Here is a 23,200-nt window from a genome sequence, read left to right as displayed (position 1 = left end):
TGACACGGTGCGGGGCGCCGAGGGTCGATGGGGCACAATCTGTACTGATGACACGCACCGAGACACCCCACGCCGACGCGGAGCTGATCGCCGCCGTCGAGGTCGCTCGCGCGGCCGCGCGGCAGGACGGCGGAGACGAGGTCGGCGCGCCGGTCGAGGCGACCGTCGAGGACGACGGCTCGGTGACGCACCTGTTCGACGCGGACAAGCCCGGGTATCGGGGCTGGCGCTGGGCGGTCACCGTGGCCAACGCCGGGCCCGGCACGCCGGTGAGGGTCAGCGAGGTCGTGCTGCTGCCCGGGCCGGACGCGCTGGTCGCGCCCGAGTGGGTGCCGTGGCAGGAGCGGGTGCGCGCGGGTGACCTCGGCGTCGGTGATCTCATGCCGACCGCGCCGGAGGACCCGCGCCTGGTGCAGGCCTACGTGCAGTCGGACGACCCGCAGGTCGAGGAGACCGCGGTCGAGCTGGGGCTCGGGCGGCTGCGGGTGCTGTCCCGCGAGGGCCGGCTCGAAGCCGCCGAGCGCTGGCAGGGCGGCGAGTTCGGGCCACGCTCGGACATGGCGCGCGGTGCGCCGGCGGCGTGTGGGACGTGTGGGTTCTACCTGCCGGTGGCGGGCTCGCTGAGTGCCGCGTTCGGTGTGTGCGGCAACGAGATCGCGCCGGCCGACGGGCGTGCGGTGCACGCCGAGTACGGCTGCGGCGCGCACTCGGAGGCCGAGGTGGAGCAGCCGTCGCCGGTGATCGTCGCGGACCTGATCTACGACGACGCGGTGCTCGACATGGTCTCGGTGAAGCAGCCTGCTGAGACGCCCGCTGCGGAAGAGTCCACTGTGGACGCCCCCGCTGACGAGGACGCCGCCGAAGCCGCAGTGGAGACGCCGGTGGCGGAGCAGGCCGTTGTGGAGACGCCGGCTGAGGCGCCCGCCGTGCAGGAGTCCGCTGTGGACGTTCCCGCTGGCGAAGACATCGCCGCTGAGCAGTCCGGCGCTGACGCCACTGTGGAGACGCCGGTGGCCGAGACGCCCGCCGTGGAAGAGTCCACTGTGGACGTTCCTGCAGGCGAAGACACCGCTGCTGAGCAATCCGCTGAAGTCATCGTCGAGACGCCGGTCGTCGAGCAGCCTCCGGTGGAGCAGTCCGTCTGGCAGATGCCAGCCGGAGAGTCCGCGCCGGAGTCCACCGTGGATGCGTCCGCTGGTGACGTGTCCGCCGTCGATGAGCCGTCGACCGCCGAGGAAGGCGTCGCTGAGACGCCGTCCGTGGAGCCCTCCACTGGCGAAGCGTCCGTGGAGACGCCCGCCGCGCCGGAGTCCACTGTGGACGCGCCGGCAACAGCCGAGTGGCCCGTCGCGAAGACGCCTGAGGAGCAGCCGGCTGCGGAAGCCGCCGTGGAGACCCCGGTCGTGGAGCCTGCCGTCGCGGAGGCGCCGGCCGAGGAGACCACCGCGCAGCAGTCCACCGACGCGCCCGCCGGCGAGTTCACCGAGTCCACGCCCGAGCAGGCCGAGCCCACGTCGGAGACCGAGTCCGCGCCCACGCAGTGACGCGCGACCCCTTCGACACCCACTCGCTGCGGGACGCGGTTCTCGCCGGCTGGAGCGGATCACCGACCCGGTTCCGCGAGGACGCCAACACCGAGGAAGACCTGCGGCTCGGCGGCTACCGCGACCGCCTGCTCGTCGAGTTGGCACAGAATGCCGCCGACGCGGCCACGGCCACCGGCCGCCCCGGGCGACTACGACTGTCCCTTGTGGACGGTGAGCTGCGGGTAGCCAATACAGGTGCTCCGCTGGACGCCGACGGTGTCGCCGCCTTGGCGTCATTGCGCGCCTCCGCCAAGCGAACCGGGCACGGTGTCGGCCGGTTCGGCGTCGGGTTCGCCGCCGTGCTGGCGGTCACCGACGAGCCGAGGGTGGTCTCCAGGACCGGCGGCGTCGCGTTCTCCGCCGAGCGCACCAGGAGTGAACTACCGGACACACTCGCCGGCGAGGTGTCCCGGCGCGGCGGCGCGGTGCCCGTGCTGCGCCTTGCCTGGCCGGTCGACGGCGATGAGCCGCCACCGCCGGACGGCTTCGACACCGAGGTCCGGCTGCCCCTGCGGCCCGATGTGGACGGTCCGGCGCTGCTCGACGGCCTGGCGTCGCAGGTGGACGACCTGCTGCTGTCGCTGGCCGGGCTGGAGTCCGTCGAGGTCGGCGATAACCGTTGGAGCAGAACGGATTCCGGGCTGGACGCAGTGGAGATCTCCAGCCCGTCAGGCACCGCGCGGTGGCTGCTCGTGCGGGACTCCGGGGTGCTGTCCGACGATGTGGTGCGCACGCTGGGCGCGGAGTCCCAAGAGCGTCCACAGTGGACGATCACGTGGGCGGTGCGGACCGGCGTGGACGGTGCTCCCGAGCCGCTCGACTCCGATGTGTTGCACGCGCCGACGCCCACCGACGAGCGGCTGTCGCTGCCCGCGCGGCTGATCGCGACACTGCCGGTCGAGCCGTCGCGGCGGCGCCTGCTTCCCGGGCCGGCCACGGACGCGGTGCTCGGCGAGGCCGCCAGGCGATACCCGAGGCTGGTCGAGCTGGTGTCGCCGGAGCACCGGGTGCGCCTGGTTCCGGCTCCCGGGTTCCCACTGTCCGAAGTGGACGATCAACTGCGCGGCTTGGTGACGGTCGAGCTGCGTGCGGCCGAGTGGCTTCCGGCGGCCGGTGGCGGCACCGTGGCACCCGCCAGGGCGAGCGTTCTGGACGTCGTGTCGGACGATCTCGCCACGCTGCTGGCCGACGTGCTGCCCGGCCTCGCACACGCCGACCTCGCCGCGCCCCGGCACGCGAAACCGTTGACATCGTTGGGAGTCACCCGCATCGGGCCGGCCGAACTGGTCGCCGCGATCACCGGCGTGGACCGTCCCGCGACGTGGTGGCGCAGGCTGTACGACGCGCTCGCCGTGGTCGCGGAGGCGGGAGCCGCCGCCCACGAGGCGCTCGCCGGTCTGCCCGTGCCGCTGGTCGACGGGCGCACCATGCCCGGCCCACGCGGCGCGCTTCTGCTGGACGATCACGAGCTGCTCGATCATCTGTCCCATGTGGACGCGACCGGTCTGCGGGTGGTGCACCCGGACGCCGTGCACCCGCTGCTGGAGCGTCTCGGAGCGGTGCGCGCCGGACCGGCCGAGCTGCTCGAGTCTCCGGCGCTGGCGGACGCGGTCGAGCGGAGCGTGGACGACGCCGAGTCCGGGCTGGATGTCGACGGCCTGGTCGACTCGGTGCTCAGGATCGTGCGCGCGGCCGGGGTCCGGGCCGGCGAGCACCCGTGGCTCGGCGCGCTGGCACTGCGGGACACCGACGGCGACTGGCGACGCGCTGACGAGCTGGCCCTGCCGGATTCCGCGCTGTTGGACGTGCTCGCCGAGGATTCCCCGATCGGGGTGCTCGCCAAGGTGACGGTGACCGACTGGCCGGCCGATGTGCTGTCCTCGGTCGGCGTGCTGAGCGGTTTCGCGATGGTCGACGACGAGGACCCCACCGGGCCCGACCACGATCTCGCCGACGAGGACGAGTGGTGGGATTCCCTTGCCACGCCACCACTTCGGGTGCTCGCGGTCCGTGATCTTGACCTGGTGGCCGACGACGCCTGGCCGACGGCGCTGCGGTTGCTCGCGTCCGAGCCGGCCACCCTGACTGCGTTACGCGACGAGCACGGGTACACCCGATGGTGGTTACGCCGCAACGCGCTGATCTCCGGTCGGAGCCCCGCCGAGTGGCGGCTGGCGGATGCCACGGAGATCACCGGCCTGTACGACCCGGTACCGGATGTGGGGCTGGACACCGAGTTGCTCCGGCTCGTCGGCGTTCGCACGAGTCTCGAGATCGCCGGCACGGTGGACGCCGACGATCTGCTCGCCCGGCTGGCCGACCCGCGTCTGTCCCCTTCGGACGGTGTGATCATCAGGGCGCACCACGCGCTCGCCGACGCGGTGCGCGGCGGTGTCGTCGACCCGGCCGACATCGAGCCGCCGGACGATGTGCGCACGCTCGCCGGCACCACCTCGCCGGCGAGCGACTGCCTGGTGCTCGACGTGCCGTGTCAGATCGAGGTGATCCGACCCGAGCACCTGATCACCGCGGGCCTGGACTTCGTCGCGGCGGCGCACCTGGCCGAACTGCTCGACCTGCCACTGGCCAGCGAGGAGATCGACGCGAAGATCATGTCGGATGGCGAACCCGTCGAATGGGCGAGCCTCAGCGCGGTGACAGCGGTGGCGGACTTGATGTCCATCGAGCCACCGCGCGGCAGCCTCACCGTCCACAGTGGACTCACCGTGCGCGTCGGCGACCGCACACACGAGCTGGCCTGGTGGCACGACGGCCGGGTCACGCACTGCGCCGACACCCCTGGCGGCCTCGCCCGCGCGTTCGCCTGGACCACCGGCCGCTGGCCCGACCGCCACCTGATCGCCGCCTACCTCGACGAGCCCGAGGCCGTCACCTTCCTCGACTGACCTTCCTACACCCCAACGACTCCAGCCACGCCCCACCCGCCAAGAGTCGATCTTCACCCTGGTCACAACGCACCCCCACCCACACCGGGGGCGGCCCTCGAGCCAAGCCTAACGGGAGGGCGGGGTCGACAGGGGCGGCAAGATCGACATGTGGATAAACCGGCACCTGTGGATAAGTGAGGTGTGACGAGTCGGACGGCGGCGGGCTACAGGTCGCGTTGTGCGCCCTTGCTTCCCCGTCGGGACGCGGTGCGCTGCCACCACATGATCGGCACCCCGATGAGCCCGAGCGTGGCGCCGGCGATCGCGGTCCACAGCCAGATCGGCGGTGACACGTCGAACCCGTACCGCAGCACCAGAAGCACGACCACGGCGGCGAACCACACCACGGTGCCGATCAACACGACGGACCGAAGGTCGGTCAGCGACGGCGGCAGCGGCGGTACCGGGCGTTGCGGCTTGTCGGACACGTCAGCAGGCTACCCCGGCGTTGCCGGCCCGCGAGATCGTGAGGTATGCTAACGATATGCCGGAGACCGGATCGTCGCTCGCCACGCGCCTGCGTCTGGCCGTCGTGCGATTGAATCGCAGGCTCCGCGCGCAGCGGACGAGTTCGTCGGTCACGCTCACCCAACTGTCGGCGATGTCCTGCCTCTACAAGTGCGGGCCGCTGTCGCCGGGCGAGCTGGCCGCCAAGGAAGGCGTGCAGCCGCCCTCGATGACCAGGGTGATCTCCAGCCTCGAGGAGGCGGGCCACGTCACCCGCGCGCCGCATCCGAGTGACGGACGGCAGGCCATCGTGAGCCTGTCCGACCAGGGGCGCGAGTACATCCGCGCGGACATCTCCGCGCGTGAGGCGTGGCTGGACCAGCGACTGTCCGAATTGGACGAACAGGAGCGGGAGACACTGTCCCGCGCCGCGGAGATCATCGACAGGATGGCGGGGCACTAACACTTGAGTCAGGCAGGGACGACACAGCGGAGAAGTTACTGCGACGCGACCCCGTCCCCGCCTACCCGCAAGTCCAAGCTCCCGTCCACAGTGGACGACCCGCCTGAGGGGAAGCGCGGCACGTTCGTCGCGCTGCGAATTCGCAACTACCGCCTGTTCGCCAGCGGCCAGGTGATCTCCAACGTCGGCACCTGGATGCAGCGCATCGCGCAGGACTGGCTCGTCCTCGTGCTCACCGGCAACGACCCGGTCGCGCTGGGCATCGCCACCATGCTGCAGTTCGCGCCGACGCTGTTCTTCTCGCTGTGGGCCGGTGTGCTCGCCGACCGGATGAACAAGCGGAAGCTGCTGATCGGTGTCCTGGCCGGCATGGCGAGCACCGCGCTCGTGCTCGGGCTGCTCGACGTGACCGGCGTGGTCGTGCTCTGGCACGTGTACGCGCTGTGCCTCGCGCTCGGCGTCTTCTCCGCGTTCGAGGTGCCCGTGCGCCAGTCGTTCGTCGCCGAGATGGTCGGCCGCGACATGGTGCCGAACGCGATCGCGATCAACTCGACCACGTTCAACCTGGCGCGCGTCGTCGGGCCGGCCGTCGCCGGCGTGATGATCACCTGGGTGGGCACCGGCTGGGTGTTCCTGGTGAACGCGATCAGCACCTGCGCGGTGATCGCGATGCTGGCGCGGATGGACCCGCACAAGCTGCACCGCACGCCCGCCGTGCCGCGCCAGCGTGGGCAACTGCGTGAAGGGCTGCGGTACGTCCGGCACCGCACGGACATTCTCGTCGTGATCGTGCTGGTGTTCTTCGTGAGCACCTTCGGCATCACGTTCTTCGCCTCGCTGCCGATCGCGGCGGCCACGGTGTTCCATCGCGACGCGGCGGGCTACGGGTTGCTGTCCACGATGCTCGCCGTCGGCACGCTGGCCGGGGCGCTACTGGCCGTCCGGCGCAGTGCGCGCGGCCGGCCGCGGCTCCGGGTGCTGCTCGGCAGCGCGATCGCGTTCGGTGTGCTGGAGATCATAGCCGGGCTGATGGGCAGCTATCTGGCTTTCGCGATCGCGCTGGTGCCGATGGGTTTTGCCGTGATGACGTTCATGACCACGGCGAACAGCACGGTGCAGCTCGCCGCGAGCCCGGAGATGCGCGGCCGGGTGATGGGGCTCTACATGCTCGTGTTCCTCGGCGGCAACCCGATCGGCGGCCCGACGATCGGCTGGTTGGCTGCCGCCTTCGGCGGGCGGGCGCCGTTCATCGTGGGTGGCGCGCTCGCCGCCACGGCGGCCGCGCTGTGTGGATTGTTCCTGCTACGTAAGGAAAAGCGCGGTGAAAACGTTCCGCGATCCTGACACGGTGCACGCACCGGTCGCCGGTTGCACCCATCAGATCGAGGTCAGCGGATCGCCGCGCTGGCTCGTGCTGTCCGGTCAGCTCGGGCAGGCGCGGGACGGCTCGGTGCCCGAGGACCCCGGCGATCAGTTGGCGCTGGCCGTCGAGAACGTGCGGCACAACCTCGCGGCGGCCGGGATGACGGTCGACGACCTGGTCAAGGTGACGATCTACCTCACCGAGCAGGTCGACCCGGCACGCCGTCGCGAGGTGCTCGGCGAGTGGCTCGGCGGCCACAAACCCTGCATGACGCTGGTGGTCGTGGTGGCGCTGGCGGCACCTCAGTACAAGGTCGAGGTGGACGCCTGTGCTTGCCACTTGCCGACCAATTGAAGTTAGGCTAACCTAAGACATGTCCGCTTCGTGGTGGGAGCGGTAGTCAGTTCGGGAACAGCGAGCCCCGTTCCGCAGGCCGGAGCGGGGTTTCGCCCTTGCTGGGTAGCCTTCGGGCGTGACCTGGGTGGACGCGCCGCGCGACGAACTGGGCTGGCTGGCCGTCCGCGACCCGGCTGGCGCCGGCTGCGGTGGGCCGAGTTGGCCACGCGCGTCGGCGATCCTGTTGTGCCGCACGGGGTTCGGCCGTGTCATCGGTGCTTCCCGAGCGTTCCGTCCGGTGGCTGGCCGGTGCGCACCATGCTGCCCGCCGAGGGCTCGCTCGACCGTGAGCAGTGGCTGCGCCTGGTGGGGTTGCTCATCGCCGCGTCGTCGGCCGGGCCGCGCACCGAGTGCTTCGCGTATCTCGGCCCTGCCGTGAACGATCACGCCGGCGACGGTCACCTGCTCGCCGGCCGGCTCGGCGACGCGGCCGCGCTGTACGACCACCCGCTCGGCCAGGGCTCGCCGCCGAACTTCTGGCCCGCCGACCGCAGCTGGATCACATAGAGCGACTGGGATCTCTGGGGCACCAAGATCACCGGACCACCGGAGCTGATCGACGCCATCCTGGCCGACCACGAACTCGAATCGCTCAGAATCCCCTGGTGCTGAGCCAAATCCGCCGCACCGTCACCCACCAAGAACCCGCGAAGATCGTCTTCACCTTCGTGCTGGCTGCCCCCACCCTCTCCGGGGGCACCCCGCAAGCCAGTCTAGTGGGGCGGCGCGGGCGGGAGGGGGAACAAGATCGACATGTGGATAACCCGGGGCTTGTGGATAGCGGGGGTGGCTGGCGGGGTGAACACGACAACGGGGCCGCCGTCCGTGATGGACAGCGGCCCCGCCGTGTCGGCAGCCGAGCTTGTCGGAGCATCCGCTGCCAGGTTCGGTTACCTCACGCGGGCAGCGTCAGCCCGTGCAGCGTGCCCGCGCGCGCGTCCTCGAAGCGCTTGGTCACGTCCGCCCAGTTGACGATGTTCCACAGCCGGTCGAGGTAGTCGGTCTTCACGTTGCGGTACTGCAGGTAGTACGCGTGCTCCCAGGTGTCGAACACCAGCAGCGGCGTGGTCGCGATCGACAGGTTCGAGTGGTGGTCCTTGAGTTGCTGGATGATCAGCCGTGACCCCACCGGGTCCCAGGCGAGCACGCCCCAGCCGGAGCCCTGGATGGTGCCGGACACGGCGGTCATGTGCTTGCGCATGTTGTCGAACGAGCCGAAATGCTCGTCGATCGCCGCGGCCAGCTCACCGGTCGGTTTGTCGCCGCCGTCCGGGCTCAGGTTCTTCCACCACAGCGCGTGCAGCGTGTGCCCGGCCAGGTGGAACGCCAGCGTCGTCTCCAGGCCGACGATGTTGCCGAAGTCGCCGGCCTCGCGCGCCGTGCCGATCTTCTCCAGCGTGTCGTTGGAGCCCTTGACGTAGGCCGCGTGGTGCTTGCTGTGGTGCAGCTCGTTGATCTCCCCGCTGATCGTCGGGTGCAGATCTCCGTAGTCGTAGTCCAGGTCGGGAAGGACATACGCGGGCATGGATCGCCCTCCTCGTGGTGGGTGTAGTGCAACTATCTCCTAACTGCAAGATAGTGGCAACAAGTGACCGCGACGACTTCGCGTCCGCAAGATCACGTTCTGGTCAGTCCACCGGCCAGGTGTGCACCGGCGCGCCCGCGTGCATCAGCTCCACGTACCGCCGCAGCATCCCGACCAGCGCGGCGTCCCGGTCCACGCCGCGGTCCTCGAGCAGCGCCACCGTGTCGCGCTGCCACGACGACCCGGTCCGCCGGGCCAGGCACCGCTGCTCGATCACGTCCAGGTACCGCGTGCGCACCTCGTCGGCCACCCCGCAGTCGCGCAAACCCTCGTGCGCCAACGGAAGCAGCACCCGCAGTACCAGCTCGTCCGGCGGCACCCAGCCGATCCCGGGCCAGTAGAGCTGCGCGTCGAACGAGTGCCGCGCGCCCGCGTAGAGGTTCTCCTCCGCGGCCTGGAACGACATTTGTGTCCACAGTGGACGATCGGCGTTGGTGAGCGCCCGCTGCGCGCCGTAGAAGAACGCGGCGTTGGCCAGCAGGTCCACCACGGTCGGGCCGGCCGGCAACACCCGGTTCTCCACCCGCAGGTGCGGTACGCCGTCCGCGACGTCGTACACCGGACGGTTCCACCGCCAGATCGTCCCGTTGTGCAGGCGCAGCTCCGACAGCGCCGGTGCGCGGCCCGCGTCCAGCGCGTCGAACGGGTCCTCGTCGTCGACCGCCGGCAGCAGCCCGGGGAAGTAGCGCACGTTCTCCTCGAACAGGTCGAAGATCGAGGTGATCCACCGCTCGCCGAACCACACCCTCGGCCGCACGCCCTGGTTCTTCAGCTCCTGCGGACGGGTGTCCGTCGCCTGCTCGAACAGCGGAATGCGGGTCTCGTGCCACAACGCCTTGCCGAGCAGGAACGGCGAGTTCGCGCCGATCGCCACCTGCACGCCGGCCAGGCACTGCGCGGCGTTCCAGTGCGCGGCGAAATCCTCCGGCTGGACCTGCAGATGCAGTTGCGCCGAGGTGCACGCCGACTCCGGCAGGATCGACTCGATGCCGCACCGCAGCCGCTCAGGGCGTTGCCCCGGCAGCGCCGCGCCCTCCATGTTGAGCAGCATCTCCTCGCCACGCGCGGCGAAGATCTCCTCGTTGAGCTGGGCGTAGCGCGCGCCGTTGGACAACCAGCGCGGGTCGAAGTCCGACGCGCGCAGCGTCGGCAGCATCCCGATCATGACCAGTGCCGCGCTGGCGTCGTGCGCCTTGGTGTCCGCGTCGGCGATGGCGGCGGTCAGCTCGGTTTCGAGTTCCAACGCCTCGGTTCCGGCCAACGGGCGTGGGCGCACGTTCAGCTCGATGTTGTGCTGCCCGAGTTCGGTGGTGAACGACGGGTCGTTCAGCTTCTCCAGCACCTCGGTGTTGGCCATCGCGGGCCGGTACGCGTCGTCGACCAGATTCAGCTCGATCTCCAGGCCCATCCGCCCGCAGTTCGAGGAGAATCCCCCCTCGGTGAGCATGCGCGCCAGAGCGTCGAGGCACTGCTGAACCTTCGCTCGATATCTCTGGCGATCCTCACGGCTCGACCCGACAGTCGAAACGTCCCGTCCCATGCCGTCTCCCCTCCGATCGGCCGCGTTCAGCCGCTCCGCGCGGGGTTTCCACGTTGGCATCTGTTCCACCCGTTTTCTAGCGGCCAAACGGTGCCATCTGTCATATCGAGGTGACACAGAGCGAGCAGCCGCAGCGTGTGGTGTAGTCGAACCGGCTACCGCGCGTCGCCGGGCTTCTCAGGCATTGGGAGACTGGCACGCGTGCAGGTGTTCGACGTCGACGATCCAGCCGATCCCCGGGTGGACGATTTCCGCGATCTGTCCACATCGGACCGTCGCCCGGACCGGCCGGGCGGGCGCGGCCTGGTGATCGCCGAGGGTGTGGTCGTGGTGCGCCGGCTGCTCGCGTCGGCCTACCCGGTCCGCGCGGTGCTCGGCGTGCGCAGGCGGATCGAGGAACTGGCCGACGATCTCGCCACGCTCGACGCGCCGGTGTACGCGGCGCCCGCCGACGTGATGGCCACGGTGGTCGGCTTCCACCTGAACCGGGGCGTGCTGGCCGTCGCCGATCGCGCGGTCCCGACCGACCTGGACGAGCTGGTGTCCTCGGCGCGGCGGCTCGCCGTCCTGGAGGGCGTCGGCGATCACGAGAACCTCGGCGCGCTGTTCCGCAACGCGGCCGCACTCGGGGTGGACGGGGTGCTCATCGGGCCCGGCTGCGGTGATCCGCTCTACCGGCGCAGCGTGCGGGTGTCCATGGGGCACGTGCTGGCGGTGCCGTTCGCGCCGGTCGAACCCTGGCCACAGGCGTTGAAGTGGTTGCGGGACAAGGGGTTCCGCGTGCTCGCACTTACCCCGGCGGCGGACGCGGTACCGTTGGCCGACGTCGGGCGGGACGGGCGGCTGGCACTGCTGCTCGGCTCGGAAGGGCCGGGCCTGACCGCCGAGGCGATCGCCGCGGCCGATACAGCGGTGCGCATTCCGATGGCGATTTCTGTGGATTCGCTCAATGTGGCGACGGCCGCGGCCGTGGCTTTCTACGCACTCGCGCCGGTGGACCGGTAGTTTCGACCGGGTGCCTGTGCAGATGGAGGTCAACGCCGTGGAGCTGCGCGCCGATGGGGATCGCGCCGTGCTCGTCGGGCTGGACGGGGAGATCGCCCCGGACCAGCTGATCTTCGACGAAGAGTTGGTCTCCGCCCTGCGGGAGTGGGCGCGCGTGGTCGATGTCGTGCGGCGCACCGCCGCCGAGGACCGGGACGCGACCGGCGCGGTGGTGTCGCACCGCGGGCGGCAACTGGCCGCGCGGCTGGCCGGCGAACTCGGCACGCCGGTGCGCTACGCCGACCCGCTGACCGGCGAGACGTCCACTGTGGACCCGCCGTACCCCGAGGCGGAGACCGTCGCGCCGCCCCGAGAGCCCGTTGAGCCGACGCCGTGGGGGACGGGGCTCACGGTGACGGCGATCATCACCGTGGTGGTCGCGTTCACCACCCTGGTGCTCGCCTACGCGCTCGGCGAGACCAGCAAGTGGATCTCGGTCGGCACGGTGGTCGTGGTGACCGTGGGCCTCTTGCCGTCGGTGTGGATCGCCCGGCGCACCCCGATCTGGCGGTGGGTCGCCTTCGGTATCGGCGCCGGGGTGGTCGCCTCCTGGATCGGCCTGCCGTTCATTTTGGCTGCTTGATCCGTTGCGCCGATCCCGAGGCTTGCGGCCCGCCCGGGTATCGGCATCATGGTTCGCATGACCCGACCGGAACCGGTGCGGTTCCTGCGCACCGAGGCGACGATGGCGTTCCCGGAAGGCCGGTTGCTCGCGCTGCGCGAGAGCCGCATGCACGTGCTCGCCGCCGACGGCTGGACGGCGATCGGCGCGGGGCGCCCGCACGGCGCGCTGTGGCTGTCCCGCGAGGAGGCCGAGGACTGGTGCGAGCGCGAAGGCTGGGACCTGCACTTACTGGATCACGTGCCGACGCCGTGATATTCGCGTTGCGCGGGTGGGATCACCGCTGACCCGCTAGCATTCCGCCCGTGAAACCAGGGGTGGCACTGCTGATCGGGTCGTTGGCCACGTTGTTGGTGTCCTCGGTGGCACTCGTGGCCTGCACGGACACCACCGACCCCGGGCAGGGCACGCCCCGGGGTGGCGCGATCGAGGTGAACAACGAGACGGCGTCGCGCCCGTCCACCTTCTCGACACGCAGCTCGTCGTCGAGCAGTACGACCTCGTCGTCGAGCGTGCCGGTCGTCCCGTCCCCGTAGCTCAGCCGCGGTTGGAGCGGGTGCCGAGCAGGACCTCGTCCCAGGACGGCACGGTGGGGCGGTTCTTCTTCGACTTGGTGCGGCGCTTCGGCGCGGCCGGCTCGGGCTGGGTCTGGAGTGCCGGCTCGGGTTCGGGCTTAGTCTCCGGCTCGCGGGCCGCCGGCTCCTCCCGCACGACCGGCTCCGGCTCGGGAGTGGGCTCGGCGGGCGGCGGCGGGGTCACCGGCTCGTAGCTCGCCAGCTCGGTGTCGTTCTCCTCGATCGTGTCCACCCGCGCCCGTGTGGGCTCACGCGGGGCCGGCTCCTCGTGCACCACCGGCGCCGGCTCGGGCTGGGGCTCCGGCTCGCGGCGGTGCGTCTCCGGCGGCGACTCGACGCGGGCTTCCACCCGCGGCTCGTGGTGCGGGGGCTCGTGGTGTGCGGGCTGGCCGCCGACCACGGCCTGCCGTGGTCGGGCCTCGGCCACCGGCTGCTCGACGGGCTGCTTGGCCAGCTCGGTGACCGGGCGCACCGCGACCGTCCGAAGTGGACGGTTCGGGTTCGGGTCGAGCAGGTCCACGGCGTGCTCGTCGAGCGGGGTGACCGTGCCGCCGTGCGCGCCGGGGTGGAAGGCCCAGTGCGCACGGATGTCCGACCGGCCGGCGCGCCAGCGCAGCTGCACAACCCACTTGCCGTCGTCGCCGCGCCACGAGTTCCAGGTCGCCTCGGTGTAGTCCTGCCCGCGCACGTTGAACGCGTGCGAGGCGACCTCACCGAGGGTCTGCACGTCGGGGCCGTCCTCGCGGATCGGGTGCGCCCGCTGGGCGAGCTCGGCCGTCCGTGATCGCTCGAGGAGGACCGGGTAGGCGAACCGCTCGACGCGGTTCGCCGGGATCCCGGCCGCTGCCGCGACCTGGTCGACTGACTCGCCCGCACGGATGCGGGTCTGGATCTCACGAGGGCGCATCTGGCTCTCCAGCTCGATTTTCGCTTGGCCGAGTCTGGTGATGTCTCCTCGTGCCGCTGCCCGCAGCCGATCGTCCGCGGGCACCAGGAACCGATCGCCGCGCTCGGCGTCCTCGCAGACGACGGACTTACCGTCCTCCGCGAGTCCGACGACCCGCAGCGCGCGCATCCCGGCCTCCCCACGACTCAACAGACTTCACCTTGCCAGTTGCCCACGGTAGATCGGCGAGTCGCCTTGACGTGCGAGGCGCGCCGAGCTCCGTTGCAACCTACACGCGATCTTTCCCCCCGGAAACACGTGCGCGCACGGCCAGGTGAACCACTTCGCCCTCGCGGGCGTCACCCGTTGGTGGCCGGGGTGAGCCGCTTCGCCTTCGTCGCCGAGGCGATCAGGTTCGTGTAGGCGACGTGGCCCGCACGGTTCGGGTGGTAGGACTCGATGATCGGGTCGGACAGCCCGTTGAGCCACTCGACGTCGTCGCACACAGCGTGACCGGTGAACGCGGAGCGCGGGTCGACGAAGGTGAATCCGTGCGCACCGGCCCGGCCCTTGGTCGTGGTGGCGATCAGGTCGGCGGTGGCGTTCAGGTCACTCTGCTCCTGCGGGCTGATCCTGGCCAGGAAGTTGCACTCCTCGCCGTTGAACAGCTTCGGGTAGCCGACCACGATCACCTTGGCGTTCGGGGCCTTGTCCTTGATCTTCGAGTAGACCGAGTCGAGCCGGCCGGGCAGCGTCTCGCGGACGAACTTCTGCGCGTTGGCGATCTCGGTCGTGCAGGTCCACGGCCACGGCTTGGCGCACTGGGTGATCACCGGGGCGAACCCGGCGTCGTTGCCGCCGATCGAGATCGTCACGTAGTCGGTGCTCGAGCTGAGCGCGCCGAGCTGGTTGTTGATCACGTCCGCGGTCACCGCGCCGCTGCACGCCTGGAAGTTCAGCGCCAGGCCGATCTTGTTGGCGTACAGCTTCGGGTAGGCGTGGTTGGACCGGTAGCAGTCCGAGCCGTCGTCGATGTACTCGCGGGTGCCGGTACCGGAGGAATAGGAGTCGCCGAGTGCGACGTAGTTGGCCGCCTCGGCCGACGCGCTGCCGGCGCCGCCGAGCAGCACGCCCGCTGTCGCGAGCCCCACCATCAACGCCGAACGCCACCGTGAAACTCGCATGTCCGTAGTCCTCTCTTCACGCAGGGTAAGAAAAGTTCACCATGTGCGCCCCGACCAAGGGAACCCCTAACAATTGCCACCAGGGCAAACGATCAGTGAACTATCGAACCGGGAAGCGGGCCACGAAGCGCGCGCCGACCTCGCTGGGGACGGCGATCAGCGTGCCGTGGTGCGCGGTGGCGATCTGCCGCGCGATGGCCAGCCCGAGGCCGGCGCCGCCCGCGTCCCGGTTGCGCGCCTCGTCCAGCCTGGTGAACCGCTCGAACACCCGCTCCCGGTCGGCCGGCGGGATGCCGACGCCGTCGTCGGCCACCTCCAGCACGGCGACCCGCCCCTCCCGGTGCACCCGCACCCGCACCGTCGTGGTCGCGTGCCGCACGGCGTTGTCCAGCAGGTTGCGCAGCATCCGGGCGAGCAGCTTGCCCCCGCCGTGCACCATGATCGGCTCGGAGTTCAGCTCGTCCAGGATCTTGATCTCGCGCCGGGGCCGGTACACGGCCAGCTCCTCGGCGGTCGTGCCGACCAGGTCGATCAGCCCGCGCGTGTCCGGCGGATCGGCGTCCAGCCGGGCCAGCAGCAGCAGGTCGGTGGCCAGCTCCTGGATCCGCTCGGTGTCCTCCAACGCCCGGCCGACCACCTCCTGCCAGTCGGCCTGGTCGGGGTGGGTCACCGCGATCTCCAGCTCGGCGCGCAGCCCGCCGATCGGTCCGCGCAGCTCGTGCGCCGCGTCCGCGACGAACCGGCGCTGCTTGGCCACGGCGTGGTCGAGCCGGTCGAGTGTGGCGTTGAGCGTCTTGGCCAGCCGCGCGAACTCGTCGCTGCGCGGCGGGACCGGCACCCGCACCTCAAGGTTGGTCGCCGCCACCGCCGCGACGTGCCGGCGGAACGTCTCGACCGGCCGCAGCAGCCGCCCCGCGACCAGCCAGGCCAGCCCGCCGGTCAGCGCGAGCACCAGCAGCAGCCCGCCGTACACCGCGGTGGTGAACGAGTTCAGCTCCCGCTGCTCCGGCACCAGGCTGGACACCCGCAGCTCGTGCTGCTGCACCGGCGGGTTGGTGGTGCTGCCGTAAATGCTCCACGGGACGCGGAAGGTGAGCGTGATCCTCGCGTCGCCCGGATCGGCGAAAGGGGAAATCGACAGGTTCGCCACTCCGTCGACATCGACGACGTAATCCTGGTAATGCGCGCCGGGTGCTTCCGGCCGCTCGTTGTTCGGCGTGTACCAGAGTTCCTGTGTGGTGATCAACCCGTTCGGAGTGCCCCGGTACCGGAATTCGCACTGGAACACCCTCGGCCATTTCGCGTAGTCGTCCTCGCGCGCGCTCGGCGTGGTGATGCTGCGGCACACCGATTTGCGCGCCTCGCGCAGCGTCTCGTCGACCAGGGTGGACTTCTGCCACAGCACGGAGACCACGCACGCGAGGGTGAGCGGGACGGCCATGATCAGGACCGCCCCGAACGCGAGCTTTCCGTGCAGCGACCGGGGTTTCAGCCTCGGCCGGCGCACACGGGGAATGCGCACGGCATCACCGTCCGTCGTTCACCACGAGATAGCCATGGCCGCGCACCGTGGTGATCGTGTTCTTTCCGAAGGGTCGATCGACCTTTCTGCGAATGTTCGCGATGTACACCTCGACCAGATTGTGCTCCACATCCCGCGCGATGTCCCACACGTGGTCGACGATCTCCCGTTTCGTGACCACTTTTCCGGCATTGCGCATGAGGTATTCGAGCACGGACTGCTCTTTCGCGGTGAGCGAGATCCTGGTGTCGGCCCGGCGGCAGGTGCCGTTGGCCGGATCGAGCGTGAGGTCGTCGATGCGCAACACCGGCCCGCGCTCGGTGCCGCCCCGGCGCACCAGCGCGCGCAGCCGGGCCACCAGCACGACGTAGGAGAACGGCTTGGTCAGGTAGTCGTCCGCGCCGGTGTCCAGGCCCTCGGCCTCGTCGTACTCGCCGTCCTTCGCGGTCAGCATCAGCACCGGCGTGCTCACCTCCCGTTCGCGCAGCCGGCGGCACACCTCGTAGCCGTGCATCCCGGGCAGCATGATGTCGAGCACCACGACGTCGTAGGGGTGCTCGGTGGCATGCCACAACCCGTTGGGCCCGTCGTAGGCGATGTCGACGGCGAACCCCTCCGCGGACAGGCCGCGATGCAGCACCTCGGCCATCCTGCGATCGTCCTCAACCACGAGCACACGCACGGTGACAGCATGGCTGATCCGTGAAGGCCGTGCTCACCCGCCTCCCCGGAATTTCCCAGTCTTGGGTGCCTTCCAGCACATGGTGCGGTTACCACGTCACCGTGGCTGAGTTGGGTCACGTTCCCCTTAGGTGCGGTTGCGGGGCACGAGATCCATCGAGTTCAGCTCAGGTGGTCGACGATCCAGTCGACGCACCGGGTGAGGGCGGTGACGTCGTCCGGCTCGATCGCCGGGAACATCGCCACCCGAAGCTGGTTGCGGCCGAGCTTGCGGTACGGCTCCACGTCCACGATTCCGTTGGCGCGCAACACCTTCGCCACGGTGGCGGCGTCGATCGAGTCGTCGAAGTCGATGGTGCCGACCACCCGCGAGCGCAGTTCCGCCCTGGTCACGAACGGGTGAGTCCATTCGGTCGACTCGGCCCAGCCGTAGAGCCGGTCGGAGGAGTCCTTGGTGCGCGCGGTGGCCCAGTCGAGGCCGCCGTTGCCGTTGATCCAGTCGATCTGCTCGGCGAGCAGGAACAGCGTGGCCACGGACGGGGTGTTGTAGGTCTGGTCCTTGCGCGAGTTGTCCAGCGCGGTGGTCAGCGACAGGAACTCGGGCACCCAGCGGTCGCTCGCGCCGATCTCGCCGACCCGCTCCACCGCGGCCGGGCTCATCAGGGCGATCCACAGCCCGCCGTCGGAGGCGAAGGACTTCTGCGGCGCGAAGTAGTACACGTCCGTGTCGGTGATCGTCACCGGCAGGCCGCCGGCGCCGGAGGTGGCGTCGATCGCGATCAGCGCGCCGTCGCTGCCGGCCGGGCGGGACACCGGCACGGCGACCCCGGTGGAGGTCTCGTTGTGCGCCCAGCCGATCAGGTCGACACCTTGTGCGGCAACGATTTCCGGCGCGTCACCCGGGTCGGCGGAGACGACCACCGGCTCGCCGAGGAACGGCGCGCCGCCGGTGACCTTGGCGAACTTCGAGGAGAACTCGCCGTAGGTGAAGTGCTGGGCGCGCTCGCGGACGAGCCCGAACGCGGCGGCGTCCCAGAAGGCCGTGGTGCCGCCGTTGCCGAGCACCACCTCGTAGCCGTCGGGCAGCCCGAACAGTTCGCGCAGGCCCTCGCGCACCCGGCCGACGAGCGACTTCACCGGCTTCTGCCGGTGCGAGGTGCCGAGTAGTTCGGCTCCCCGGGTGGCCAGCGCGCTCACCTGTTCGGAGCGGACCTTGGACGGGCCGCAGCCGAAGCGGCCGTCGGTCGGCTTCAGGTCGGCGGGCAGTTGCAGGGTGGTCGGATCGACGGTCTGCGTCATTCTCGGCGCCTTCTTCGCGGGTCACGTGTGTCAGTGCTTAATCGATGCTGACCGGCGCCGTTGCCGGACACCGGCCAGTCTCGCACCCACCGCCCGCGCCGGCACGCCAGGGTCGCCAGCGTCACGCGTGAATGCGCGAGTCCCGCGCTGGGACACGGTGAGTCCCGCGCTGTGCATCGTGCAGGGCGCGGGACTCACCGGTGCGGGGCGCGGGACTCGCGAATCAGCGCCAGCCGGAGGGGTCGACGCCACCCGGGATCGGTGCCGCCGGGTCGTACGGCGTGCGGCTGAAGATGAAGGTGGCCAGATCGAGGTGGGTGGCGGTGCCGGTGGTGTCCCGGTGCAGGGTCAGCGTCTCGCCCGCGAAGTAGCCGTCCAGCCCGACCCAGGTGTCCACACCGGTCGGGCGGAACCGGGACGCGCGCCCCTTCCCGTCGGCCGGCGCGAGGTCCAGCCAGCCGTCGCCGAGCGCCCGCAGCAGGAACGCCGTCGGACCCCAGAACCACTGGCCGGTAAGGGAAAGCAGCGCCGGGTCCACATCGGACCTCGGCCGCCACTCGGTCGGCAGCACCGGCTCGTAGTCGTCCACCAGCGACAGCAGTTCGACGCTCAGCCCGGCGATCCGCACGCCGGAGGTGCTGTTCGCCATGGTCAGCACGCCGGTGCCGGAGCGCGGGTCGACCGCCACGGTGGCCAGGAACCCTGGCATCGATCCGCCATGGCCGATCAGCCGCCGGCCGTTCTCCCGGAACAGTTGCAGCCCCAGACCCCAGCCGATCCGCCACACGTCACCCTCGTCGACCGTGATGGGCGTGGCCATCTCGGTGAGCGTGTCCGGGTGCAGCACGTCGCCGGTGTCGCCGGCCAGGAACCGCGCCCAGCGCCCCAGGTCGGTCACCGTCGACCAGAGCGTGCCCGCCGGCGCCATCGCCCCGTTGTCCGGCGTCGGCTCGGGCAGCAGCACGTCCGCGTACGGGTGCACGGCCCAGCCCAGCGCGTGCGGAGCCACCGGTCCGCGCGTGGTGCGCGACATGCCGAGCGGCGCCAGGATCTCCTCGTCGAGCACCTCGTCCCAGGCGCGCCCACGCAGCCGTGCGACCACCTCGCCGAGCACGGCGAAGCCGGGGTTGGAGTAGTGCAACTGCTTGCCGGCGCGCAGTACCCGGCTCCGATCGTCCAAAGTGGACTCGAGCGTGGCCCAGTCGCCGCCGGCCGCGCGCTCCCACCAGTCGCCGGGCGACTCGGAGGTGAGCCCGCCGGTGTGCGACAGCAGCTGCGCGATGGTGAGGTCGCCGAGCGCGGTACCGGGTACGTGCTTGTCCAGCGGATCGGTCACGTCGAGCTTGCCCTCGTCGCGCAGCCGCATCACCAGCACGGCGACGAACGTCTTGGTGATCGAGCCGATCCGGTACTGGGTGTCGACCGTCGGCGGCGCGCCGTCCACCTCGCCGCGCCCGCCCCACCAGGCGATACCGTCGCCTCTGGTGATGGCGGCGACCAGCGACGGCGCCCGAGCGGCGGCCTGTTCCTCGGCGATCTTGCGGAGAAGTGCGAACTCGGTCGTGGCAAGCATGCGCCACACTCTAAACAGACCCGACACCCACTAAGTGGCGTTGCTCGCGCTCATCCCGCCGGACAGGCTGATCGCCTCGCCGGTCATGTGCCGGCCGGACTCGGTGACCAGGAACAGGATCGCCTCGGAGACCTCGCTCGGGTCCATCAGCCCGGGAGTCGGCCCGCTGTCGAACATCGGCAGCACGTCCTCCCTTGTCGGGTCCTCCAGGTCGGGCCGGAGCACCTTGTACACGGCCTTGTTGTGGATGAAATCGGTGTCCACACCGCCGGGCAGCACCGCGTTGACCGTGATGCCGTGCTCCATCACCTCCAGCGCGAGCGACTTCACCAGCCCGATCACGCCCCACTTGGACGCCGTGTAGTGGCCGCTGTTGGTGCCGCCCATCCTGGCGATGATCGACGAGGTGGCCACGATCCGGCCGAAGCTGTTGGCGATCATGTGCGGCACGACCGCGCGGAACGTGGTGAACACGCCGGTGAGGTTCACCTCGATCACCTCGCGCCACTGCGGTTCGCTCATGTCCGCGATCGCCGAGCTGGACGAGACGCCGGCATTGGCCAGCGCGATGTCCACCCGCTCGAACTTGTCGATCGCCTGCGCGACCACGGACTCCATGTCGGCGAGTTCTCGGACGTCCGCGCGCACTCCGAGGCAGTGTCGCCCGTGCGCCTCGACCAGCCGCACGGTCTCGTCCAGATCTTCTTGCGTGGCAAGGGAATACGGCACTGTGTCCAAATCCGCCACGAGATCGCAGGCCACGATGTCCGCACCCTCGCGGGCCAGCGTGACCGCGTGCGACCGTCCCTGCCCCCTGGCGCCGCCGGTGATCAAGGCGACCTTGCCGTCCAGCTTGCCCATGCGAGCACGCTACCGGGGGAGGAGTCCCAGCGACATGGCCGTGGTGACAGCGGCGGTTCGGTCGGACACGTCGAGTTTGCCGAACACGCGCAGCAGGTGCGTCTTCACGGTCGCCTCGCTGATGTGCAGCGCGCGGCCGATGTCGGCGTTGGTGAGGCCAGTCGCGACCAGCGCGAGCACCTCGGTCTCCCGGCCGGAAAGCGTTGGCGCGCTTGGGTTCCGCACCTGTCTGACCAGCCGGCCGGCGACCGAGGGGGCGAGCACGGTCTCGCCGCGCGCGGCCGCCCGCACCGCGCCGGCGAGGTCGGCGCGGGAGGCGTCCTTGAGCAGGTAGCCGGCGGCACCCGCCTCGACCGCGCGCAGGATGTCGGCGTCGGTCTCGTACGTGGTGAGTACGACGATCTTGGCCGCCGAGCCGGTCGCCAGGATCCGCTCGGTCGCGCCGACGCCGTCCACGCCGGGCATGCGCAGGTCCATCAGGATCACGTCCGGCTTCGCGACCGCCGCCACCGCGATCGCCTCGTCGCCGGACCCGGCCTCGGCGACCACGGTGAGATCGGGCTCCGCCTCGAGCATGCCGCGCAGACCTTCGCGCACCACGGGGTGGTCGTCCACCAGCATCACACTGATCACAATGGCACCACCAGTTCCACCGTCGTGCCCTTCTGTCCACTGTGGACCGTCACGGTGCCGCCGACCTGCTCGGCCCGCGCCCGCATGCCGCGCAGCCCGTACCCGTTGTCCACTGTGGACGGATCGAAGCCGACTCCGTCGTCGGCCACGGCGAGCCGGACTCCCTTGGCACCGCCGGAGAGTACGACGTCCACAGTGGACGCGCGGGCGTGCTTGGCCACGTTCGACAGCGCCTCCTGGGCCGCGCGCAGCACCACCACCTCGGCGGCGGTCGGCAGCGGCGGCAGTGCCTCGATCCGCTGGCGCACGGTCACGCCGGTCTGCTCGCCCAGCCGCGTGGCCCGCCTGCGGACCGCGTCGGCCAGCGAGTCGGCCAGCTCCGACGGGGTGAGCGCGGCGACCATCGCGCGCGCCTCGGCCAGGTTCTCCCGCGCGGTCCGGTTGACCAGGTCCAGGTGCCGGCGGGCCGCCGCCGGATCGGTGTCCAGCTCCGACTCCACCGCCTGGGTGAGCGCGACGATGCTGGTGAACCCCTGCGCCAGGGTGTCGTGGATCTCCCTGGCCAGGCGCGCGCGTTCGGCCGCGGTGCCCGTCTCGTGCGACAGCCGGGCGACCTCCTCCCGGCTCGCCTCCAGCTCCTGGATCAGCTCCGCGCGGTCCTCGCTCTGCTCGGCGATCCGGATGATCCAGGTGCCGATCATGACCGAGAACACCATCGCGAACACGCCGGTGACCAGCGATCCCTGGATGGTCTCCCAGGCGCTGCCTTCGCGGATCACCACCATGACCGTGGGTGTCAGCCCGGCGACCACCACGGCGGGCAGCGCGACCCGCAGCGGCACGCTCATGAAGATCATCGGGAACACGGCGAACAACCCGACGGTCATCCTCGGCTGGAACGCCACCGACACGCCGAACAGCAGCAGCACCCCGGCCAGGAACACCACAGCCTTCGGCCCCTGGTCGTCGGCGAGCACCAGCCGCCGCCCGAACACGGCGTACCAGGCGCACAGACCGACGAGCGCCCCGGCGGTGCCGAGGCGCTCGAGGGTCGTCGTGTCGCCGTCGACCGCGAAGTTCAGGCCGATCGCGAACGTGAGCCCGGCCGCGAAGTACAGGTCCCACAGCCAGAACGACGGGTTGCTGCCGGTGTCGGACGAGGTCACCCGTCGCGCCGGTTGGTCCACCTGAACGTCAGCAGGCACAGCATCAATCCGATCACGCACCACGCGCCGATCACGAGCGCCGTCATGCCCGGTTCCCATGCCGCGGCCGCCTCCCACCTGGTCATGCTGTCCGGCAGGAACACCGAACGGAAGCCCTGTCCGATCCACTTCACCGGGAACGCCGAGGAGACCTTCAACATCCAGTCTGGCAGTTCGTTGATGGGCTGCATGAACACGCCGGACAGGAAGGAGAGGACCACGACCGGCACGGTGGTCACCGCGCCGGCGCTGCGCACCGACTTCACCATCGCGCTCACCGCGATGCCGAGCAGCGTGCAGGACACGACGGACAGCACCAGCAGCCAGGCGAAGGTCAGCCACCGCTCGCCGGTCGACGGCAGCGGCATGTCGAACACCAGCATGCCGACGGCGAGCATCAACACGATCTCGGCGACCGTCACGACGGTGATCAGCACGATTTTGCCGACGAAGTACGAGGTCGCGGAGACCGGTGCGCCGTGCAGCCGCTTGAGCGTGCCGTCCTCGCGGTCGGTCGCGATGCCCGTGCCCATGGTGACGAACGTGGTGTTCATGATCCCGTAGGCGATCATGCTCGCGGCGAACACCTGGCTCGCGGTGACGCCGGTGTTGCCGTAGGCGTCGGAGAAGATCGAGCCGAGCAGGACCAGCAGCAGCGCGGGGAAGGTGAAGGTAAAGATCACCGCTTCCTTCTCGCGCGCGAACTGTTTCAGTTCGATGACGCCCCTGGCGAGCCCGACGCCGAGTACGGACGGCAGCGCGCCGCTTGTCTGTCGCATGTGGACGG

The 23,200-nt window shown here is 70.4% G+C and carries 23 protein-coding genes; 10 read left to right on the top strand and 13 right to left on the bottom strand.

Annotation, left to right across the window (positions count from 1 at the left end):
* The first annotated feature begins 47 nt into the window (after window positions 1–47).
* Both EV193_RS11215 and EV193_RS11210 read left to right on the top strand, forming a co-directional pair.
* Window positions 48–1,544, top strand: a complete 1,497-nt coding sequence (locus EV193_RS11215; protein WP_130343980.1) for a DUF3027 domain-containing protein — start codon at window positions 48–50, stop codon at window positions 1,542–1,544.
* A complete protein-coding gene (locus EV193_RS11210; protein ID WP_130343979.1) occupies window positions 1,541–4,492 on the top strand; it encodes a sacsin N-terminal ATP-binding-like domain-containing protein in 2,952 nt (983 codons plus the stop codon). Before EV193_RS11215 ends, EV193_RS11210 begins: the two co-directional genes overlap by 4 nt.
* Window positions 4,493–4,698: 206 nt before the next feature.
* Here the strand turns inward: EV193_RS11210 and EV193_RS11205 are convergent, their stop codons facing one another.
* Complete coding sequence (locus tag EV193_RS11205; RefSeq protein WP_130343978.1) at window positions 4,699–4,962, bottom strand: DUF2530 domain-containing protein; 264 nt, start codon at window positions 4,960–4,962, stop codon at window positions 4,699–4,701.
* A gap of 56 nt (window positions 4,963–5,018) precedes the next feature.
* On the opposite strand from EV193_RS11205, the gene EV193_RS11200 reads away from it, so the two are divergent.
* The 4 genes from EV193_RS11200 to EV193_RS11185 all read left to right on the top strand — a co-directional run bounded on the left by EV193_RS11200 (window position 5,019) and on the right by EV193_RS11185 (window position 7,710).
* On the top strand, window positions 5,019–5,444 hold the full coding sequence (locus EV193_RS11200; protein WP_130343977.1) for a MarR family winged helix-turn-helix transcriptional regulator: 426 nt from the start codon (window positions 5,019–5,021) through the stop codon (window positions 5,442–5,444).
* Between the two features lie 90 nt (window positions 5,445–5,534).
* The gene (locus EV193_RS11195) at window positions 5,535–6,788 is read left to right on the top strand and encodes an MFS transporter (protein WP_130343976.1); all 1,254 of its coding nucleotides are present in this window, start codon (window positions 5,535–5,537) and stop codon (window positions 6,786–6,788) included.
* On the top strand, window positions 6,766–7,161 hold the full coding sequence (locus EV193_RS11190) for a RidA family protein (RefSeq protein WP_130343975.1): 396 nt from the start codon (window positions 6,766–6,768) through the stop codon (window positions 7,159–7,161). Before EV193_RS11195 ends, EV193_RS11190 begins: the two co-directional genes overlap by 23 nt.
* Window positions 7,162–7,452: 291 nt before the next feature.
* Window positions 7,453–7,710 carry a hypothetical protein gene (locus EV193_RS11185; protein ID WP_130343974.1) on the top strand — a complete coding sequence of 86 codons (258 nt, stop codon included), beginning with the start codon at window positions 7,453–7,455 and terminating at the stop codon, window positions 7,708–7,710.
* 388 nt (window positions 7,711–8,098) lie between these two features.
* Here EV193_RS11185 and EV193_RS11180 read toward each other — a convergent pair whose 3' ends face one another.
* Both EV193_RS11180 and EV193_RS11175 read right to left on the bottom strand, forming a co-directional pair.
* Complete coding sequence (locus tag EV193_RS11180; RefSeq protein ID WP_130343973.1) at window positions 8,099–8,728, bottom strand: superoxide dismutase; 630 nt, start codon at window positions 8,726–8,728, stop codon at window positions 8,099–8,101.
* 103 nt (window positions 8,729–8,831) lie between these two features.
* Window positions 8,832–10,328 carry a glutamate-cysteine ligase family protein gene (locus tag EV193_RS11175; RefSeq protein ID WP_130343972.1) on the bottom strand — a complete coding sequence of 499 codons (1,497 nt, stop codon included), beginning with the start codon at window positions 10,326–10,328 and terminating at the stop codon, window positions 8,832–8,834.
* A gap of 201 nt (window positions 10,329–10,529) precedes the next feature.
* Here EV193_RS11175 and EV193_RS11170 point away from each other — a divergent pair, with 201 nt between their 5' ends.
* From EV193_RS11170 to EV193_RS11155, 4 genes are read left to right on the top strand one after another with little or no spacing between them, the layout of a single operon-like run.
* Window positions 10,530–11,333, top strand: coding sequence for a TrmH family RNA methyltransferase (locus EV193_RS11170; protein WP_423202157.1), 804 nt, complete (start codon window positions 10,530–10,532; stop codon window positions 11,331–11,333).
* Window positions 11,334–11,343: 10 nt separating this feature from the next.
* Entirely contained in the window at window positions 11,344–11,955 is a 612-nt protein-coding gene (locus EV193_RS11165; protein ID WP_341273155.1) for a DUF2537 domain-containing protein, read from the top strand.
* A gap of 57 nt (window positions 11,956–12,012) precedes the next feature.
* On the top strand, window positions 12,013–12,249 hold the full coding sequence (locus tag EV193_RS11160) for a hypothetical protein (protein WP_242613295.1): 237 nt from the start codon (window positions 12,013–12,015) through the stop codon (window positions 12,247–12,249).
* 50 nt (window positions 12,250–12,299) lie between these two features.
* Window positions 12,300–12,530 carry a hypothetical protein gene (locus EV193_RS11155; RefSeq protein WP_130343971.1) on the top strand — a complete coding sequence of 77 codons (231 nt, stop codon included), beginning with the start codon at window positions 12,300–12,302 and terminating at the stop codon, window positions 12,528–12,530.
* Window position 12,531: 1 nt separating this feature from the next.
* On the opposite strand, the gene sepH is transcribed toward EV193_RS11155, so the two are convergent.
* The 10 genes from sepH to EV193_RS11105 form a co-directional block, all read right to left on the bottom strand.
* Window positions 12,532–13,644 (bottom strand): septation protein SepH, encoded by a 1,113-nt coding sequence (sepH, locus tag EV193_RS11150; protein WP_130344361.1) that lies wholly within the window; start codon window positions 13,642–13,644, stop codon window positions 12,532–12,534.
* Between the two features lie 170 nt (window positions 13,645–13,814).
* Complete coding sequence (locus EV193_RS11145) at window positions 13,815–14,639, bottom strand: SGNH/GDSL hydrolase family protein (protein ID WP_130343970.1); 825 nt, start codon at window positions 14,637–14,639, stop codon at window positions 13,815–13,817.
* A gap of 100 nt (window positions 14,640–14,739) precedes the next feature.
* The gene (locus tag EV193_RS11140) at window positions 14,740–16,161 is read right to left on the bottom strand and encodes a sensor histidine kinase (RefSeq protein WP_130343969.1); all 1,422 of its coding nucleotides are present in this window, start codon (window positions 16,159–16,161) and stop codon (window positions 14,740–14,742) included.
* A gap of 4 nt (window positions 16,162–16,165) precedes the next feature.
* Complete coding sequence (locus EV193_RS11135) at window positions 16,166–16,843, bottom strand: response regulator transcription factor (RefSeq protein WP_130343968.1); 678 nt, start codon at window positions 16,841–16,843, stop codon at window positions 16,166–16,168.
* A 161-nt stretch (window positions 16,844–17,004) separates the two neighbouring features.
* Window positions 17,005–18,141, bottom strand: a complete 1,137-nt coding sequence (gene serC, locus EV193_RS11130) for a phosphoserine transaminase (RefSeq protein ID WP_130343967.1) — start codon at window positions 18,139–18,141, stop codon at window positions 17,005–17,007.
* Window positions 18,142–18,364: 223 nt separating this feature from the next.
* Window positions 18,365–19,714: a serine hydrolase domain-containing protein gene (locus tag EV193_RS11125; RefSeq protein WP_130343966.1), complete on the bottom strand. Its 1,350-nt coding sequence runs from the start codon at window positions 19,712–19,714 to the stop codon at window positions 18,365–18,367.
* 30 nt (window positions 19,715–19,744) lie between these two features.
* Window positions 19,745–20,575: a mycofactocin-coupled SDR family oxidoreductase gene (locus EV193_RS11120; protein WP_130343965.1), complete on the bottom strand. Its 831-nt coding sequence runs from the start codon at window positions 20,573–20,575 to the stop codon at window positions 19,745–19,747.
* 9 nt (window positions 20,576–20,584) lie between these two features.
* Window positions 20,585–21,208 (bottom strand): response regulator, encoded by a 624-nt coding sequence (locus EV193_RS11115; RefSeq protein ID WP_130343964.1) that lies wholly within the window; start codon window positions 21,206–21,208, stop codon window positions 20,585–20,587.
* The gene (locus EV193_RS11110) at window positions 21,205–22,413 is read right to left on the bottom strand and encodes a sensor histidine kinase (protein ID WP_242613294.1); all 1,209 of its coding nucleotides are present in this window, start codon (window positions 22,411–22,413) and stop codon (window positions 21,205–21,207) included. The genes EV193_RS11115 and EV193_RS11110 overlap by 4 nt, the downstream gene beginning before the upstream one ends.
* On the bottom strand, window positions 22,371–23,192 hold the full coding sequence (locus EV193_RS11105; RefSeq protein ID WP_130343962.1) for an ABC transporter permease: 822 nt from the start codon (window positions 23,190–23,192) through the stop codon (window positions 22,371–22,373). The genes EV193_RS11110 and EV193_RS11105 overlap by 43 nt, the downstream gene beginning before the upstream one ends.
* Between the last annotated feature and the right edge of the window lie 8 nt (window positions 23,193–23,200).

Origin of the sequence: Herbihabitans rhizosphaerae, assembly GCF_004216555.1 — a bacterium.
In the GTDB taxonomy this organism is placed as follows: domain Bacteria; phylum Actinomycetota; class Actinomycetes; order Mycobacteriales; family Pseudonocardiaceae; genus Herbihabitans; species Herbihabitans rhizosphaerae.
The sequence above is the reverse complement of the archived record's forward strand: the minus strand, read 5'-3'. Positions and strand labels throughout refer to the sequence as shown.

Coding starts and splice junctions, on each gene's coding strand:
- EV193_RS11215 (WP_130343980.1), top strand. CDS start 48: ATGACACGCACCGAGACACCCCACGCCGACGCGGAGCTGATCGCCGCC.
- EV193_RS11200 (WP_130343977.1), top strand. CDS start 5,019: ATGCCGGAGACCGGATCGTCGCTCGCCACGCGCCTGCGTCTGGCCGTC.
- EV193_RS11180 (WP_130343973.1), bottom strand. CDS start 8,728: ATGCCCGCGTATGTCCTTCCCGACCTGGACTACGACTACGGAGATCTG.
- EV193_RS11175 (WP_130343972.1), bottom strand. CDS start 10,328: ATGGGACGGGACGTTTCGACTGTCGGGTCGAGCCGTGAGGATCGCCAG.
- EV193_RS11160 (WP_242613295.1), top strand. CDS start 12,013: ATGACCCGACCGGAACCGGTGCGGTTCCTGCGCACCGAGGCGACGATG.
- sepH (WP_130344361.1), bottom strand. CDS start 13,644: ATGCGCGCGCTGCGGGTCGTCGGACTCGCGGAGGACGGTAAGTCCGTC.
- EV193_RS11145 (WP_130343970.1), bottom strand. CDS start 14,639: ATGCGAGTTTCACGGTGGCGTTCGGCGTTGATGGTGGGGCTCGCGACA.
- serC (WP_130343967.1), bottom strand. CDS start 18,141: ATGACGCAGACCGTCGATCCGACCACCCTGCAACTGCCCGCCGACCTG.
- EV193_RS11125 (WP_130343966.1), bottom strand. CDS start 19,714: ATGCTTGCCACGACCGAGTTCGCACTTCTCCGCAAGATCGCCGAGGAA.
- EV193_RS11120 (WP_130343965.1), bottom strand. CDS start 20,575: ATGGGCAAGCTGGACGGCAAGGTCGCCTTGATCACCGGCGGCGCCAGG.
- EV193_RS11105 (WP_130343962.1), bottom strand. CDS start 23,192: ATGCGACAGACAAGCGGCGCGCTGCCGTCCGTACTCGGCGTCGGGCTC.